15 protein-coding genes are annotated in these 15,780 nt (G+C 73.3%); 10 read left to right on the top strand and 5 right to left on the bottom strand.

Going from position 1 to position 15,780, the window contains the following annotated elements:
• Nucleotides 1-174: 174 nt before the first annotated feature.
• Genes FXF51_RS20730 through FXF51_RS20715 form a run of 4 tightly spaced genes read left to right on the top strand, consistent with a single transcriptional unit; the run spans nt 175 to nt 3,856 of the window.
• Entirely contained in the window at nt 175-1,119 is a 945-nt protein-coding gene (locus tag FXF51_RS20730) for a patatin-like phospholipase family protein (protein ID WP_148436165.1), read from the top strand.
• A complete protein-coding gene (locus FXF51_RS20725; protein WP_148436164.1) occupies nt 1,116-2,435 on the top strand; it encodes a macrolide family glycosyltransferase in 1,320 nt (439 codons plus the stop codon). The genes FXF51_RS20730 and FXF51_RS20725 overlap by 4 nt, the downstream gene beginning before the upstream one ends.
• A gap of 3 nt (nt 2,436-2,438) precedes the next feature.
• Nucleotides 2,439-2,933, top strand: a complete 495-nt coding sequence (locus FXF51_RS20720) for a hypothetical protein (protein ID WP_148436163.1) — start codon at nt 2,439-2,441, stop codon at nt 2,931-2,933.
• Entirely contained in the window at nt 2,930-3,856 is a 927-nt protein-coding gene (locus tag FXF51_RS20715; protein ID WP_148436162.1) for a hypothetical protein, read from the top strand. Before FXF51_RS20720 ends, FXF51_RS20715 begins: the two co-directional genes overlap by 4 nt.
• Before the next feature lie 52 nt (nt 3,857-3,908).
• Here FXF51_RS20715 and FXF51_RS20710 read toward each other — a convergent pair whose 3' ends face one another.
• On the bottom strand, nt 3,909-6,635 hold the full coding sequence (locus tag FXF51_RS20710) for a cation-translocating P-type ATPase (protein WP_148436161.1): 2,727 nt from the start codon (nt 6,633-6,635) through the stop codon (nt 3,909-3,911).
• Nucleotides 6,636-6,946: 311 nt separating this feature from the next.
• Between FXF51_RS20710 and FXF51_RS20705 the strand changes: the two genes are divergently transcribed.
• The 3 genes from FXF51_RS20705 (at nt 6,947) to FXF51_RS20695 (ending at nt 8,766) form a co-directional block, all read left to right on the top strand.
• On the top strand, nt 6,947-7,423 hold the full coding sequence (locus FXF51_RS20705; RefSeq protein ID WP_148436160.1) for a MarR family winged helix-turn-helix transcriptional regulator: 477 nt from the start codon (nt 6,947-6,949) through the stop codon (nt 7,421-7,423).
• Between the two features lie 82 nt (nt 7,424-7,505).
• Nucleotides 7,506-8,168 carry a nitroreductase gene (locus tag FXF51_RS20700; RefSeq protein ID WP_148436159.1) on the top strand — a complete coding sequence of 221 codons (663 nt, stop codon included), beginning with the start codon at nt 7,506-7,508 and terminating at the stop codon, nt 8,166-8,168.
• A gap of 31 nt (nt 8,169-8,199) precedes the next feature.
• Nucleotides 8,200-8,766, top strand: a complete 567-nt coding sequence (locus tag FXF51_RS20695; protein ID WP_222871386.1) for an NADPH-dependent FMN reductase — start codon at nt 8,200-8,202, stop codon at nt 8,764-8,766.
• On the opposite strand, the gene FXF51_RS20690 is transcribed toward FXF51_RS20695, so the two are convergent.
• The 3 genes from FXF51_RS20690 to FXF51_RS20680 form a co-directional block, all read right to left on the bottom strand.
• Nucleotides 8,767-9,777: an ABC transporter permease gene (locus tag FXF51_RS20690; protein WP_187414470.1), complete on the bottom strand. Its 1,011-nt coding sequence runs from the start codon at nt 9,775-9,777 to the stop codon at nt 8,767-8,769.
• Nucleotides 9,778-10,067: 290 nt separating this feature from the next.
• Complete coding sequence (locus tag FXF51_RS20685) at nt 10,068-10,703, bottom strand: transcriptional regulator (protein ID WP_148436157.1); 636 nt, start codon at nt 10,701-10,703, stop codon at nt 10,068-10,070.
• Nucleotides 10,700-11,086 carry a DNA-binding protein gene (locus FXF51_RS20680; RefSeq protein WP_262379696.1) on the bottom strand — a complete coding sequence of 129 codons (387 nt, stop codon included), beginning with the start codon at nt 11,084-11,086 and terminating at the stop codon, nt 10,700-10,702. Before FXF51_RS20680 ends, FXF51_RS20685 begins: the two co-directional genes overlap by 4 nt.
• 59 nt (nt 11,087-11,145) lie before the next feature.
• Between FXF51_RS20680 and FXF51_RS20675 the strand changes: the two genes are divergently transcribed.
• The 3 genes from FXF51_RS20675 to FXF51_RS20665 all read left to right on the top strand — a co-directional run bounded on the left by FXF51_RS20675 (nt 11,146) and on the right by FXF51_RS20665 (nt 14,564).
• The gene (locus FXF51_RS20675; RefSeq protein WP_148436155.1) at nt 11,146-12,657 is read left to right on the top strand and encodes a PEP/pyruvate-binding domain-containing protein; all 1,512 of its coding nucleotides are present in this window, start codon (nt 11,146-11,148) and stop codon (nt 12,655-12,657) included.
• 70 nt (nt 12,658-12,727) lie between these two features.
• A complete protein-coding gene (locus FXF51_RS20670) occupies nt 12,728-13,330 on the top strand; it encodes a histidine phosphatase family protein (protein WP_148436154.1) in 603 nt (200 codons plus the stop codon).
• Nucleotides 13,331-13,370: 40 nt separating this feature from the next.
• On the top strand, nt 13,371-14,564 hold the full coding sequence (locus FXF51_RS20665; RefSeq protein WP_148436153.1) for an acyltransferase family protein: 1,194 nt from the start codon (nt 13,371-13,373) through the stop codon (nt 14,562-14,564).
• 34 nt (nt 14,565-14,598) lie between these two features.
• Here FXF51_RS20665 and FXF51_RS20660 read toward each other — a convergent pair whose 3' ends face one another.
• Nucleotides 14,599-15,780, bottom strand: coding sequence for a cytochrome P450 (locus FXF51_RS20660; protein WP_148436152.1), 1,182 nt, complete (start codon nt 15,778-15,780; stop codon nt 14,599-14,601).

The following is a 15,780-nucleotide window of genomic DNA, read 5'->3' as shown; positions in this document are numbered from 1 at the left end:
GCCCGGCTCGTCTGCGTAGACCGAACACCGGCCCGCCCCGTGACGCCCGCCTGCCACGACCGCTCCGCGACCCGCGTCGGATGAGGTGTCACGCGCCGCGGCGGCTGCCTTGTCTTAGCTGCTGAAGGCACCTGTTCCCGAGCAGCACGCTCGCTCGCGAGAAGGGCGGACCATATGGGTGACGATTCGCCGGATACCGGCCTCCTTGACGGCTCCTGGCCTACCCGGCGGGAATGCCAGGCCCTCCAGTCCCTGCCCCGCCCCGTGGCGGCGGTGATCGGCGGCGGCGGAGTGCTCGGCGCCGCCCAGGTCGGCATCGGCTACGCCCTGGAGCAACGCGGCTTCGTCCCCGACCTGATCGTCGGAACCTCGGTCGGCGCGCTCAACGGCGCCATCGTGGCCGCCTACCCCGGCACGGCCGCCGCCCGCCTGGACGACGTGTGGACCCGGGTGCGCCGCCGCGAGGTGTACCCGCTCGGCCTCCTCGCCTCCCGCGTCAGCATCGTCGCCGACCACGGCCTGCGCAGGCTGATCGCCCGCGCCGAGCTGCCGCGGCGCATCGAGGAGCTGAAGATCCCCTTCACGGCGGTGGCCACGGACCTGGCCACCGGCGACGAGGCGCTGCTCAGCGCGGGCGACCTGGAGTCCGCGCTGCTGGCCAGCGCCGCCATCCCCGGCGTGCTGCCGCCGGTGGTCCGGGAGGGCCGCACGCTGATCGACGGCGGAGTGATCGCCTACGTCCCGGTACGGGCGGCGCAACGCGCGGGAGCGGCCAGCGTGGTGGTGCTGTCGGCCGGCCCGGAATGGCCGCTCAGCCCGGCCCTGCCGCCCCGCCGGGCCGACGCGGTGGCCGCCAGGGCGGCGCTGCTGCTGGGACACCGCCAGATCCAGCGCGACCTGCTGGAGGTCTCCACCCGCATCCCGACCGTGGTACTGCCCACCGGTGTCAACGCCTGGCCCGCCCCGTGGGACTTCCGCCACTCCCAGCGCCTGATCGTCACCGCCGCCCACACGGCGGGGCGTTTCCTGGACGGGCTGAGCATCGACGGGCCAGGCCTGTACGGCGTCAACGGCACGGCGGCCGGTTCGGCCGCCCCAACAGCGGAGGCGGGCCGATGAGCACCATCGCGTTCCTCAACATCCCGATGCACGGGCACATCAATCCGACGTTGCCCGTCGTGGCCGAGCTCGTCCGGCGCGGCCACGTCGTCACCTACCACACGGCGCCGCCGTTCGCGGCGGAGATCGCGGCCACCGGCGCGACCGTGTACCTCTATCCGGAGGCCGACCGGCCGCTCGCCGATCCGCCGATGCCGATCACGATGCTGGAGGGGCTCGCCCGCACCACCGCCGGGCTGCTGCCCCGGGTGCTCACCGAGCTGTGCGAGATCCGTCCCGACCTGATCGTGCACGACTCGGCGTGCCTGTGGGCCGGGGTCGCCGCGCGCGAGCTGGGGGTGCCCGCGGCGTCGCTGTTCACCACGTTCGCGTACAACCGCCAGGCGCCCAGCCCCACCCGCCTGTCGTGGCGGCTCCTGGCCCAGGCGGCGGCCCACCCCCGCAGCACCCGCGAGTACCTGCGCTGGAGGCGGCGGCTGCGCCGCGACTACGACACCCGGGGACTTCCCCGCTTCGACTACGCGAACGCCCGCCAGCCGCTCAACCTGGTCTTCACCTCCCGCGACTTCCAGCCCGGCACCCTCGACGAGTCGTTCCGCTTCGTCGGCCCCAGCCTGGGCTCCCGCCCGCCCGACCCGTCCTTCCCCGCCGACCGGCTGCGGGCCCCGGTGCTGTACGCGTCCCTGGGGACGGTGTTCGACGCGGGCCCGCAACTGCTGCGCAACCTCATCACCGCGCTCGCGCCGCTGGGCGGCACCGTGGTCGTCTCCACCGGCGGCACCAACCCGGCAGCCCTGCACCCGCTGCCGGACAACGTGATCGCGCGCCGTTTCGTCCCGCAGACCGAGGTGCTGGCGCGCGCGGCGCTGTTCGTCACGCACGGGGGCATGAACAGCGTCAACGAGGCCATGTACGCGGGCGTCCCGATGCTGGTGATCCCCCAGGGCGCGGATCAGCCGCTCGTGGCCCGCCGCGTCGTCGAGCTCGGCGCCGGCCTGTCGATCAGCGCCCGCGACGCCGGGCCGGGGCTGGTGCGGGCCCTGGCCAGGCGCCTGCTCGCCGAGCCGCGCTTCATGGCCGCGGCGGACCGGCTGCAGGTCGCCGAGCGCGAGGCGGGCGGCTATGTGCGCGCGGCCGACGAGCTGGAACGCTACCTGCACCGCAGCGCCGGCCCCGACCGCACCGGCCGGTCCGCTCCGGCGGACTCGCGGCCCGGCCGCTCCGGCCGCCGCGGCCGCTCCGACCGGCCCGACCGGCCCGACCGGTCCGACCGCACCGACCGGTCCGCTCCGGCGGATTCGCCGCGGGAGCGGTGAGCGATGTCGCCCCTCGTGATCATCCTGTTGCTCCTGGCAGGCCTGTCCGAGGCCATCGGACGCCTGCTGCCCCTGCTCACCCGCCGCCCCCGCACGTCCCGCCCCCAGCTCATCCCGCTCCTCCTGATCGGCGCCGTCGTCGAGGGCGCCGTGTTCGCGCTGTGGCCCCTGACCGCGTGGACGATCGCCGAGCTGACCCTGTCCGCCCCCCTGTCCGGCGTGGCCCCGTTCACCTGGACGCCCGGCCTGGTCGTCCCGCTGCTGCTCTCCGCCGTCCTCGCCTTCCCGCTGCTCGGCCCGCTGCTGCACCTGCTGCTGCTGGTGGCGGTCGGCGCGAGCCTGGTGGCGCCGCTCGCCGCGGGCACCGGGCTGGGCTGGTGGGCCGCCGCGGGCTGCGTGGCCGTCGCGGGACTCGGGCTGGGCACCACCGTCGAGGTGGTCCGCCGCCTCGTGGTGCGGATCAGCGCCGCCACCGGCGTGCGGGAGCAGGTGACATGAACGAGTTCCCGCTGCTGGCCCTGGTGCTCGGCCCGGTCCTGCTCGCCGAGGCGCTGCTCGCCCGCTACGAGGTGCTGGCCTACGCCGCTGGCTGGCGCGCCCCCGGCACCGCGCTGCCCCAGGACATGCCCTACGCCCGCGGCGCCGGCCCGGACCGCCCGCCGGAGGCGTACCTGGTCTATCTGGACGGCATCGGCAAGCGCCGCTTCCGCGACACCCGCGACGGGGGCAAGCTGGTCGACGCCCTGATCGCCGGGGCGCCCGAGCTGCGGGTGCTGGGCCAGGTGCAGCCGTACTCGCCGCTGGCCGCCCCGCTGGTCGACCGGCCCGTGTGGGAGTGGCTGCGGCACCACGTCGGGCTGCTGCTGTTCCTGCACAACGTCATGCAGATCTTCGTCGCCGCCGACCACCGCTACCGTCCCCTGTACAACCGCGCCGTCGGCACCCAGATCGCCGAGCAGTTGCGCCTGGCCGGGTACCGGCCGGGCAGCGGCATTCCCGTGGTGCTGCTCAGCTACAGCGGCGGCGCCCAGGTCGCCATCGGCGCGATCGCGGATCTGCACGCCCGCCGGCAGGCCCCGCTGCTGCTCATCACGCTCGGCGGGTTCCACAACGGCGCCAACGATCTCACCCACGCCGACCACCTGTACCGGCTCACCAGCGACCACGACTGGATCGAGCGGGTCAGCACCTGGCTCTTCCCGCAGCGCTGGCGCCTGTTCCCCGGCAGCGCCTGGAACCGCGCCCGTCGCGCCGGGAAGATCACCGAATGCCGCCTCGACCCGGCCACGCACGTCGGGCGGCAGAGCTACATCAGCCCGGAGGCGACGCTTCCCGACGGCCGCACCCATCTGGACCGGACCGTGGAGACCGTGATCGCCCTCATCCGCGCCCACTGGGCGACCCGCGAGCCGTCACCGTAAGGGCGGCGGTCCCGGCCGTGTCAGCGAGCATCGCCGACACGGCCGTTCGCGTTCAGGACCGGCGGCGGTCGCGGGCGCGGAGCAGGGCCTTGACGAGCTCACCCGCCCACAGCACGGCGGAGCCGACGGCCAGGCACGTCACCCACTGCCCCCACGCGAGATCGGTGGTGGTGAAGAAGCCGTGCGACACGTCCACCTCGACGATCACCAGCAGCAGCCCGACGACCGCGAGCGTCGCGACCAGCGGCTGCGGGTGACGCAGGGTCTCGCGGTGGAACAGGCTGCGCGTGGGATGGCGGACGGTGAGCAGGTTGAACGCCTGGAAGAAGACGAAGGTGACGAGCGCCATCGTCCCCGCCACACTCGCCTGCCCGACGGCGGAGGCGGGCCCCGGCGCCCAGGCGAGGACGGCGGCCGTGCCGGTCGCCATGAGTGCGCTGGCCAGCAGGATGCGGACGAGACGCTCCGCCGTGAGGATGGGCTCGCGCGCCGGGCGGGGCGGCCGGCTCATCGCGTCGCGGCCGGGCGGGTCGACGCCGAGCGACATCGCGGGCGGGCCGTCCATGACGAGGTTGACGAACAGGATCTGCAGGGCGGTGAACGGGGCGCCGCCGGCGAGGCCGGTCAGCGAGGTGATCAGGAACGTCAGCACGAAGCCGAGCGCGGTGGAGACCTGGAAGCGGGTGAACTTCACGATGTTGTCGTAGATGCCGCGCCCTTCGCGCACGGCTCCCACGATGGTGGCGAAGTTGTCGTCGGTGAGCACCATGGTCGCCGCCTCCTTGGTCACCTCCGTGCCGGTGAGGCCCATGGCGACGCCGATGTCCGCCTTGCGCAGCGCGGGAGCGTCGTTGACGCCGTCGCCGGTCATCGCGACCACGTCGCCGCGGGCCTGGAGTGCGCCGACGATGCGGAGCTTGTGCTCGGGCGAGACCCGGGCGACGACGCCGACGTCGTCCAGGCGGCGGGCCAGGGAGGTGTCGTCGGGGATCGCGTCCAGCTCGGCGCCGGTGACGGCCTGGCCGGGGATGCCGAGGTCGCGGGCGATGGCCGCGGCCGTCACCGCGTGATCTCCGGTGATCATGCGGACGCGGACGCCCGCGTCGTGGCACTGCGCGATGGCCTGCCGCGCCTCCGGCCTCGGCGGGTCGACGATGCCGACGAGGGCGATCAGCACGATCCGGTCCAGCAGCCGCATCGCGTCGTCACCCGTTGCCAGGTCGTCGGCGGTGACGTCCTGGTAGGCCACGGCCAGCACCCGCCGCCCCTGCCCCGCCAGGCTCGCGTTCGCCTCGTCGTGACGCCGCCGCGCCTCCCCGCCGAACGCGCGGACACCGTCCGCCCCCAGCCAGTGGGTCGCCCGGGCCGCCAGCACATCGGGCGCACCCTTCACGAAGCAACGCACCACCGGCAACCCCCCGTCGCCGGTCCAGTGGTGGAAGGTGGCCATGAACTTGTAGTCCGCGTCGAACGGGATCTCCGCCAGCCGCGGCCGTTGCGACCGCAGCGCCGTCACGTCGATCCCGCCCTTCTCGGCGAGCACCACCAGAGCGCCCTCCGTGGGATCGCCGACCACCGTCTCCTCCTCGTCCCGGAACACGGCGTCGCTGCACAGAGCCATCGCGATCAACGCCTGATCCAGGCCGTCCGGCGGCGGGCCGCCGTCGGTGGAGCGGATGCGCCCGTCGGTGGCGTACCCGTGGCCGGAGACGGTGAAGTGCCGCCCCTCAAGGACGATCTCCCGCGCGGTCATCTGGTTCAGCGTCAGCGTGCCGGTCTTGTCCGTGCAGATCTGGGACGTGCTTCCCAGGGTCTCCACGGAGGACAGCCGTTTGACGATGGCGCCGCGCCTGGCCAGCCGGTCTGTCCCCATGGCCAGGGTGAACGCCACCACCGCCGGCAGTCCCTCCGGGATGGCGGCCACGGCCAGCGAGACCGCCGTGACGAACAGCAGGCCGAAGTCCTGCCCGCGGACCAGCCCGAGCACCACCACGACGAGCACCACCACGGCGGAGATGAGCGCCAGCGTCCTGCTGAGGGAGCTGATCTGCCGCTGCAACGGGGTCGGGGCGGGTTTGGCGGCGTCCAGCAGGCCGGCGATCCGCCCGGTCTCGGTCTCCATGCCGGTGGCCGTGACGAGCAGCTCGCCCCGGCCCCGGGTGACGGAGGTGTTCATGAACAGCGCGTTCGTCCGTTCGGCCAGCGGCGCCCCCTCCTCGACCCGGCCGGTGGCGGACTTGGCGACCGGCTGCGCCTCCCCGGTCAGCTCCGCCTCCCGCACCTCCAGCGAGGCCGCGGACAGCAGCCGCCCGTCCGCCGGCACCCGATCTCCCGCCTCGACCACCACCACGTCCCCAGGCACCAGCTCCGCGGCGTCCAGGCGGGTGAGGCGCCCGTCCCGCCGCACGGTCGCGACGGTGGAGGTCATCTTCCTGAGCGCCTCCAGCGACGCCTCGGCCCGCGACTCCTGGACGAAGCCGATGGTGGCGTTCAGCAGCACCACCACGGTGATCGCCAGCGGGGTCTCCCAGTCGCGGGAGATCAGCAGGCTGACCACGGCGGCGATCAGCAGAATCACGATCATCAGGTCCTGGAACTGGCGCAGGAACGCCCGCAGGCGCGGCTCGCGGGGCGTCTCACGTAAACGGTTGGGGCCGTGACGTTCGAGCCGCCGCGCCGCCTCGCCGGCGGACAGCCCCTGCTCGGGGGCGGCCCGCAGCATGACGGCGACGTCGCCGGCGGGCAGCGCGTGCCACGGCGTTCGGTCCGGTTCGATCATGTGGTCGTCCTCCGGTGGCCGCGCGGCCGCCTCCCCAGCCGGCGGTGCGGCCTCTGGTCTCGCGTTTCGATGGCGGCCTCGCCCAGCGGCCTCTTCGGCGCCCGGGGCTGGACGGGCCCTCTTCTGAGGAGGGGATGCGGACGGTCCGCTCTTCCTCCTAGGACCGGGTGGCCGGGGGAGGTCGTGACAGCGCCGGGCGGGCGCGGATCGTTCCGGGGCGGTTCGCGCCCGTCCACCGGCCACGCGCTCACCTGTCCGCGGCGTTTCACGCGATACCGTCTCGAATGAAAGTTCGGCGGTACATTGTTCACATGACCGGCGACGTTCCTGCCCAGGCCACCCCTCCGCGCGCGATCGACACCCCGGCAGACGCCTCGCCCTTCGCCCTCGGCCTGCTCCTGCGCAAGGCGCACTGGCGCGCGGCCGCGGTCATGACGGAGGCCCTGCGCCCCCTGGGCATCGAGCTGCGGCACTTCGCGGTGCTGATCGTGCTGGTCAACCGGGGCCCCACGGTGCAGCGGGACCTGGCGGCCGAGACGGGGTCGGACAAGGCGGGGATCATGCGGATCGTGGACGACCTGGAGCGCAAGGGCCTGGCCGTGCGCAAGGCCGTTCCGGGGAACCGGCGCCTGCGGGCGGTGGAGATCACGCCGCAGGGCGTGGAGCTGTTCGACGCGGCGCACGTGTCGGCGGAGTCGGTGTCCGAACGCCTGGTGGCCGGCCTGGCGCCCGGCGAGTCAGAGCTGCTCAGGGATCTGCTGACCCGTTTCGCCTATCCCGAAGGGTGAATGCCCGCAGGGCCGGCCCCGGGATTCGCATGCGCATGCAACGGTATTGAATGAAACGGTATCGAATGATACGGTTGTAGTCGTGGATGTGTACGAAGCAGTGAGAACCCGGCGTGCGGTGCGCGCGTTCACCTCCGAGCCCGTGCCGAGAGCCGTGCTGGAGCGTGTGCTGGCCGCCGCGGCCTGGTCACCGTCGGGTTCGAATTTGCAGCCCTGGCACGTCTACATCGTCACCGGCGAACCGCTGGCCGAGCTGAAACGACGCACCGGCGGGCGTGTCGCCGAGGGCACCCCCTGGGACGAGCGGGAGTACGAGATGTACCCGCCCGCCCTGAAATCCCCCTACCACGAGCGCCGTTCCGCTTTCGGCAAGGAGCGGTACAGCGCACTCGGGATCACCCGCGAGGACTGGGAGGCCCGCCAGCGGGCCGCCTCCGACAACTGGCAGTGCTTCGGCGCGCCCGTCGCCCTGTTCTGCTACATCGACCGCGACATGGGCCGGCCGCAATGGGCCGACGTCGGCATGTACCTGCAGACGGTCATGCTGCTGCTGCGCGCCGAAGGGCTGCACAGCTGCCCGCAGATGGCCTGGTCGGTGTACCGCAAGACCGTCGCGGAGATCCTTTCACCCCCTGACGGGCTCATCCTGTTCTGCGGCATGTCGATCGGGTTCGAGCGCGTCGGGGCGGACCACGTCCGTACGGGCCGGGCTCCCATCGAGGAGACGGTCACGTTCGTCGAGTGATGACCCCCAACAGCCTTCGAGAGGAATTGTGATGACCTACAACGTCGGTTACATCGTCGGAAGCCTGTCCCAGCGGTCGATCAACCGGTCGCTGGCCGCGGCCATGAGCCGCCTGGCACCCCCCGAGCTGAGCCTGTCGGAGATCCCCATCGACCGGCTGCCCCTCTACAACCACGACCACGACCTCAGCTACCCCGCCGTGGCGCAGGAGTTCAAGGACGCGATCAAGGCCTCCGACGCCCTCCTGTTCGTCACCCCCGAATACAACCGGTCGATCCCCGGCGCGCTGAAGAACGCCATCGACTGGGCGACCCGGCCCTTCGGCTCCAGCGTGCTCGCAGGCAAGCCGGCCGCGGTCATCGGAGCCTCGCCCGGCCCCATCTCCACCGCGGTCGCGCAGCAGCACCTCAAGACCATCCTGTCCTTCACCAACTCGCCGGTCATGGGCCAGCCCGAGGCCTACATCCAGTTCACGCCCGGGCTGATCGGCGACGACGGCGAGATCCAGGTGCCCGCCACCGCCGACTTCCTGACCGGCTACCTGCGGGCCTTCACCGCGCACATCCGCCGCCACCACCACGACCTGGCGGCCCTGTAGTCAGGCGGTGTCAGGCCCCGGGTGGCGGTCGCGCCAGATCAGGAAGATGGCGCACGACATCAGCGCCCAGGCCGCCAGCACCAGGAACGGCATCAGCCGCTGATGCCCGCCGAAGTACACGGCCGTGTGCTGGGCGTTGATCGAGGCTCCCGGCGGCAGCCAGCGCCCGATGGTGCCCAGCGGCGACGGCAGCAGCGGCCACGACACCGCCCCGCCCGACGACGGGTTCCCGAGCAGCACCATCAGCCCCCACGTGGGCACCATCGCCCACCGCCGGACCAGGGTGTTGAACATCGTGAACACCATGCCCGAGGCGAACATCGTCAGCGCCAGGATGAACCACGACTCCAGCAGCGGCAGGTCGAGCGCGCCGAGCCCCCAGTCCACGGCGGCCACGATGCCGAGCCCGCCCAGCGCCGCGTACGCCGCCGTGAACGCGATCCGCTCCCACGCGGTCAGCGCGCCCGCCTGGACGCTGAGCTGGACGGCGCCGATGAACCCGATCACCACCGCCGCGAGCGTGATGTAGAACAACGCCAGCCCGCGCGGGTCGCCCCGCTGCAGCGGCTTCAGGTCCCGCACCGTCAGCCGCACGCCGACGCGCGGGGCGACCTTCGGCGCCGCCGTGGCGAGCAGCTCCGCCACCGACGCCCCTGACGCGCTCGACACGTACAGCGTGACGTCGTTGCCGGGGTGCACCACGATGACGCCGAACACCCGCTGCTCCTCGACCGCCTGCCTGGCGTGCTCGAACGAGGCGTCGAAGGAGAGGGCCAGCGAGGCGTTCAGCGCCTGCTCCAGGCCGGCGGCGAACGCCTTGCCGCGTACGGTCTGGTGGCTGACCCCCACCACCGCGACCGGCACGCGGTGCGGGGTCGGGTTCGCCATGGCGTAGGTGTAGGAGCCGGCGAAGAGCCCGGCGGCGGCGGCGAGGATCAGCACGAGCACGCTCGCGGGGAAGAGCGGCGACGCCTTGAAGGCCGCCCACCGATGGCCTGTCCGGTCGTCCATGCCCACCCACGCTAGGCACGTGAGCGCCGCCGCCCGGCCGGTGACACGCGCGCCTTGTGGAGGTTTGGCCTCCTGATTCCGGACGGCCGCAGCGGGGCGCGCGGTCAGGCCCCGGTGCGGCGGCCGAGTCCTGGCGGTTGGAGGGGCGTGCGGTCGGGCTCCGGTGCGGCGGCCGAGTTCTGGCGGTTGAAGGGGCGTGCGGTCGGGCTCCGGTGCGGCGGCCGACTTCTGGCGGTTGGAGGGCGCGCGGTCAGGTTCCGGTGCGGCGGTCGCGGGGGCGTGCCAGTTGGTCAGGCCTCGGTGCGGCGGTCGAGGCCGAGGGTGGCGATGAGATCTTCGTGCAGCTCGAACCAGACGCGGTGGCAGGAGTCGACGTCGGTGCGATCCACCCAGGACCCCTCCCCGCCCCGGACGCGCGCCAGCGCCGCCGAGAACCGGGCGTCGTAGCCGCGGAACCGGGCCAGCACGCTCCCTAGCCGATCCGCCAGCGGCCTCAGCGCGCGATCGACGCCGGCCAGCTCGCTCACGACGCGGCTGTCCCAGACCTGGTCGGAGTGGTCGTTGACGGCGAGCCGGTCGCCGGGCGCGGGCCGGAGCTGCCAGTCGGTGCAGGCGCGCAGCAGCAGCGCGTTCAGCGGAAGGAACGCGCGGTGGACGTCGCGGACCTCGTCACCGCCGCCGGCACGGTCGAGCTCGGCGGCGAGCCGGCGCTCGTCCTCGGCCCTGCCCCGGTCCGTCAGTGTCCAGCCGCTGTCACCCGCGAAGGCGACGTGCTCGACCCAGCCGTACGCCTCGGCGTCCAGCAGCAGCTCCTTCGTCTCGCCCGGATCGAGCCCGAACCGCTGGGCGATCGCCGCGGTCTGCCCGAACCCGATGAGCCGCACCGCGTGCAGAACCAGCAGGTCGGCGGGGGATCGGACCGTCACGAGCCGGCGTCCTGACGGGCGGCCAGGCGGGTGAAGTGCTGCTGGCACGCCTGCGGCGAGTTGAACCCCATCACCTGCGCCATCTGCGCCCACGTCAGCCCCGCGCTCCTGGCCACGAACAGCAGCGCCGACTCCAGCCCCTCGACCTCGGCGCGGGCGGCGGGCAGCAGGGTGAGGGCGCTCAGAACGTCGTCGGGGGACAGGTCGGCGTGGCGCCAGACGGCGAACTGCACGAGGTCCACCGCTGTGGGCGGGGCGGGGGAGGGGCGCCACGGGCGGGGTTCGAGCGCGTCCGCGCCGAGGCTCAGCAGCCGCTCGCTCGCGCCCTGCTCGCGCCTGGCCCGGGCGTGGTCGGCGTGCGGGCCGGTCTCCTTGCGTGCCATGCGGCCCATGATGCAGAATCAAGAAAAAGTTGTCAACGAAATGTTGAAGGCGGGAGTGGATGATCGTACCTCTTGAGGAGGCCGTCGCCGGGACCTGCGGGGGCAAGGCCGGCTCGCTCGGCGCGCTACTCCGTGCGGGCCTGCCGGTTCCCGGCGGCTTCGTCATCCCGTTCGCCACCTACCTCGCCGCCGTCGGCGAGCCCGACCCGGGACGACTGGAGGAACCGGGCGCGGCGCGGCAGGCGATCAAGAACCACCCGCTGCCCGCCGCCTCGCCCGCCGCCCTGCCCGCCGCCCTGCCCGCCGCCCTGCCCGCCGCCCTGCCCGCCGCCCTGCCCGCCGCCCTGCCCGCCGCCCTGCCCGCCGCCCTGCCCGCCGCCCTGCCCGCCGCCCTGCCCAAGGCCCTGTCCGCTGCCCTGCCCGAGGCGCTGCCCAAGGCCCTGCCCAAGGCCCTGCCCGAGGCCCTGCCCGAGGCGCTGTCCGAGGCGCTGGAGGGCGCGCTCGGGGAACTCGGCGATGCGCCCGTGGCGGTGCGGTCGTCGGCGTCGGACGAGGACACCGGCCAGGCGTCGGCAGCCGGCCGGTACGAGAGCTTCCTCGCCGTGCACGGCCCTGCCCGGGTCGCCGACGCCGTACGTGCCTGCTGGGCCTCGCTGTTCTCCCCGCGCGCCATCCACCACCGGCGGTCCGGCGAACCCAGGATGGCCGTCATCGTCCAGCGCCATCTGGACGCCGAGGTGTCGGGCGTGATGTTCACCCCCGGCGGCGCGGAGGGCACGACGGAGATCGAGGCGTCCTGGGGGCTCGGGCCGAGCGTGGTCGGCGGCACGGTCACCCCTGACGCCTACCGCGTCGCCGCCGACGGGTCCGTCACGCGCACGGTCGCGGAGAAGCGAACCCGCCTCGACCGGCGCGGCGAGCGGCTCGTCACGAGCGAGGTGCCCGCCCACGCCCGGACCGCACCGGTGATCGACGACGTCACCGCCAGGCACCTCGCCGCGCTGGGCGCCGAGATCGCCGCCGTTCTCGGCGCACCGCAGGACATCGAATGGGCGATCGCCGACGGCCACACCTGGATCCTCCAAGCCCGCCCGATCACCGCCGCGCCCCCACCCGGCCCCGCTCGAACCGCCGCCACACCCCCGCCCCCGCCGTCAAGCCGCCCGCGCACCCCGGACACGCCCACGTCATCCGGCCTTCCGCGCACCCCGGACACGCCCCCGTCATCCCGCCTTCCGTGCATCCCGGACACGCTCACCGGAACCCCGGGCAGCCACGGAACCGCCACCGGCACCGCGAGAATCGTCCGAGGCCCCCGCGACTTCCCCCGCGTACGTCCCGGCGACATCCTCATCTGCCCCTTCACCGACCCCGCCTGGACACCCCTCCTCCGCATCGCCGCCGGCGTCATCACCGAAACCGGCGGCGTCCTCTCCCACGCCGCGATCGTCGCCCGCGAACACGCCATCCCCGCCGTCCTCGGCATCCCCGACGCGACCACCAGGCTCCACGACGACACCCTCGTCACCATTGACGGCACCACCGGCACCGTCACAACGACCAGCGTGTGACGTGCGACGAAGCGAACCCAGGAAAGGAGAGAGGCGCGGCCCCGCACGGCCACCGCGCCCCTGACCACTCATGCCCACGCGACACCTCTACCTGGCCCGCCACGGCGCCGCCGACGCGTTCGGCGAGCTCACCGACCTTGGACACAGGCAGGCGAGCCTCCTGGGCGAACGCCTCGCCGCCCTCCCCATCGACAACGTGTGGCACTCCCCGCTGCCCCGCGCCGTGGCCAGCGCCCACGAACTCGCCAAGCACCTGCCGGACGCGCCCATGGCCGAGGCCGCCGAACTCATCGACCACGTGCCCTTCGTCCCCGGCCCGGCCGACACGCCAGGGCCATGGGCGGGCTTCTTCGACGGCTACGAAGCGGCCGAGGCCGCCGAGGGCCGCAGGCTCGCCGACGCGCTGGTCGCCCGGTTCGCGACGGTCCCCGACGAGGCGGCGTCCGACACCCATGAGGTGCTGGTGACGCACGCCTTCCAGATCGCGTGGCTGATCCGGCACGCCCTGGACGCGCCGCCGTCCCGATGGCTCGGGCTCAACAGCGGCAACACCGCGCTGACCGTCATCCACTACCGCACGGGCCTGCCACCCGCGATCGTGATGTTCAACGACATGAGCCACCTGCCGGCCGACCTGCGCTGGACCGGATTCCCGCCGGGCACACGCCCGTAGGGCTGCCCCGAGAATCCCGTTTGGCGATACGTTGATCCCTATGCCCCTGGCCCTCACCGCAGCGCTCCGCGCCCAACGGCCGGCCTCCCCCAGGCTCGCCTGGCTGGACGCGCTGCGCGGCATCGGCGCCATGGCCGTGGTGGGGGAGCACCTCACCACGTGGGCGATGCCGTGGCTGCGGCCCACCGCCTTCAACCTCGGCGTGTACGGCGTGCTGGTGTTCTTCCTGGTCAGCGGCTACATCATCCCCACCTCGCTGGAGCGCCACGGCGACCTGCGCGCCTTCTGGATCGGCCGCGCCTTCCGCCTGTATCCGCTCTACCTGGCGGTCATCGCCGTCGTCCTCGCGCTGGCCTGGTGGATCCCGGTGCGGCCCGAGGTGCCCAGGGACCTGTCCTCCGCCGCCGCGCACGCCACGATGCTGCTGGACGTGGTGGGCGTCGCGGGCGTGCTGAACACCATGTGGACGCTGTCGTACGAGATGGTCTTCTATCTGCTGGCCGCCGCGCTGTTCGCCGGCGGGGTGCGGGATCGGTGGGGTCTGCTCCCGGCTCTGTTCGCGGTGGCCGGCGGCGTGGCGGGGCTGGCGCTGACCGGGCCGCCGCTTTCGGGCGGGTGGCTGGCCTGGGTGTCGTGCGCGGTGTTCGCGGCCGGCATGGGCTGTGTCATCTCCGGACGCTGGCGCACGGTCGCGGCCTGCGCGCTGGGCGTGATGGCGCTGGGGCTGGTGCTGCTGAGCAGCCGCGTCCCGTGGTTCGGGGTGGCGATCGTGGCGGTGATGTTCGCGGGGACGGCGATCCGCCGGTGGGAGAGCGGCGCGGGGCCGCTCTGGCCGGTGGCCGTCACCGCCGTGGTCGTGGCCGCGACGCCGTTATGGGCGCGCAACGCCGGCTGGTGGTGGGTGCGGCCGGACGTGTGGGGGCTGACCATCCTCCTCACAGCCCTCACCTTCGCCGCCGCCATGGCGTGGCGCACCCGCCGCTCACCCGCCGTCCTGGCCTGGCTCGGGGCGATCAGCTACTCCCTCTACCTGGTGCATCTGCCGATCCTCCTGATCCTGATGGAGGTGGCGGGGGAGATGCGCTGGTCGCCCCTGCCGTACCAGCTCGGCATCGGCCTGGTCTTCCTGTCGCTGCTCCTGCCGGCGAGCTGGCTGACCCACCGCTACCTCGAACGCCCCATGCAGCGCCTCGGCCGTCGCCTCAGCACACCGCCCCCTCGCGGCGGCCGGTGAGGCGCGGCCTGCACCTCAGGACATCGCCTGCCTCCTACTTCCTGACGATCAGCTTCGCCGGCCGGACAGCCAGGTTGCCCTCCGTCCACGGCACGTCCCGCGCCCGCCCCGCCAGCCTGAGCCCCGGCTGCCGCGTCACCAGCACGCGCAGGATCTCCTGCAGCTCCATCCGCGCCAGGTTCGCGCCCAGGCAGAAGTGTGTGCCCCGCCCGAAGGTCAGGTGCGCAGCCTGCCGCTCCGGCCGCAGCGCGCAGGGATCGGGAAAGATCGACGGGTCGAAGTTGGCCGAGGAGTTGGACGCGATCACGCCCTCACCCGCGCGCACCACACCCGACGGCAGCTCCACATCCTCCCTGGCCACCCGCACGAACGGGCTGTCACCGACCAGCTCCAGCCGCAGCAGCTCCTCCACCGTGCTCTCGATCAGCTCGGGCCGCTCGATCAGCCGCTCGTAGCCCTCACGCGGGTCGAGCAGCCGCAGGATCGACCTGGACAGCGCCGTCCCGGTCGTCTCGTGCCCGGCGAGGAAGAGCACGAGCGTGTTGGTGACCAGCTCCTCCTCGGTCAGCCGGTCCTCGCCGTCGCGGGCGTGGATCATCGTGGCCAGCAGGCCGTCGCCCGGCTGGTCGCGGTGCTCGCTGATCACCTCGGCGATGTACGCGGCGAACTCCATGGCCGCGCCGAGCTGCTCCTCCTCCGACAGGCTGGACGTGGAGAGCATGGCGTCCGACCATGCCCTGACCCGCGCCGTGTCGATGCCGGGCACGCCCATGACGTCGCAGATGACCTGCACGGGCAGCGGGAACGCGAAGTCGTGCACGAAGTCGAACTCGCCGGGCAGGGAGTCGAGCAGCTCCGTGGTGAGCGCGCGCAGCCTGGGCCGCCAGGCGTTCACCTGACGCGGCGTGAACACCCCCGACAGCAGCCTGCGCAGCCTGGTGTGCTCGGGCGGGTCCATGCTGGAGAGCATCCCGGGCGTCTCCAGCAGGGAGAACCCGCTGAACATCCGGGGCGAGCCCGGACGGCTGAGGTCCTTGCCGAAACGCGGGTCGCTCAGCACGGCGAGCGTGTCCTCGTAGGTCGTGGTGAGGTACGCCGTGCAGCCGCTGGGCAGCCGCACTTTGCCGAGCGGGTCCTTGCCGCGGCGCTCGGCGTACGCGCCGGCCAGAGCCCCATGTGGGCCTGGCCCGAACGGGTAGTGCTCAGAATCGGCCAT

The organism is Nonomuraea sp. PA05 (genome assembly GCF_008086045.1).
Classification (GTDB): Bacteria; Actinomycetota; Actinomycetes; order Streptosporangiales; family Streptosporangiaceae; genus Nonomuraea; species Nonomuraea monospora.
Note: the sequence above shows the minus strand (reverse complement) of the source record. Positions and strands in the feature narration are given on the sequence as shown.

Coding starts and splice junctions, on each gene's coding strand:
- FXF51_RS20730 (WP_148436165.1), top strand. CDS start 175: ATGGGTGACGATTCGCCGGATACCGGCCTCCTTGACGGCTCCTGGCCT.
- FXF51_RS20725 (WP_148436164.1), top strand. CDS start 1,116: ATGAGCACCATCGCGTTCCTCAACATCCCGATGCACGGGCACATCAAT.
- FXF51_RS20720 (WP_148436163.1), top strand. CDS start 2,439: ATGTCGCCCCTCGTGATCATCCTGTTGCTCCTGGCAGGCCTGTCCGAG.
- FXF51_RS20715 (WP_148436162.1), top strand. CDS start 2,930: ATGAACGAGTTCCCGCTGCTGGCCCTGGTGCTCGGCCCGGTCCTGCTC.
- FXF51_RS20710 (WP_148436161.1), bottom strand. CDS start 6,635: ATGATCGAACCGGACCGAACGCCGTGGCACGCGCTGCCCGCCGGCGAC.
- FXF51_RS20705 (WP_148436160.1), top strand. CDS start 6,947: ATGACCGGCGACGTTCCTGCCCAGGCCACCCCTCCGCGCGCGATCGAC.
- FXF51_RS20695 (WP_222871386.1), top strand. CDS start 8,200: ATGACCTACAACGTCGGTTACATCGTCGGAAGCCTGTCCCAGCGGTCG.
- FXF51_RS20690 (WP_187414470.1), bottom strand. CDS start 9,777: ATGGACGACCGGACAGGCCATCGGTGGGCGGCCTTCAAGGCGTCGCCG.
- FXF51_RS20680 (WP_262379696.1), bottom strand. CDS start 11,086: ATGGCACGCAAGGAGACCGGCCCGCACGCCGACCACGCCCGGGCCAGG.
- FXF51_RS20675 (WP_148436155.1), top strand. CDS start 11,146: ATGATCGTACCTCTTGAGGAGGCCGTCGCCGGGACCTGCGGGGGCAAG.
- FXF51_RS20670 (WP_148436154.1), top strand. CDS start 12,728: ATGCCCACGCGACACCTCTACCTGGCCCGCCACGGCGCCGCCGACGCG.
- FXF51_RS20665 (WP_148436153.1), top strand. CDS start 13,371: ATGCCCCTGGCCCTCACCGCAGCGCTCCGCGCCCAACGGCCGGCCTCC.
- FXF51_RS20660 (WP_148436152.1), bottom strand. CDS start 15,780: ATGGCCGATTCTGAGCACTACCCGTTCGGGCCAGGCCCACATGGGGCT.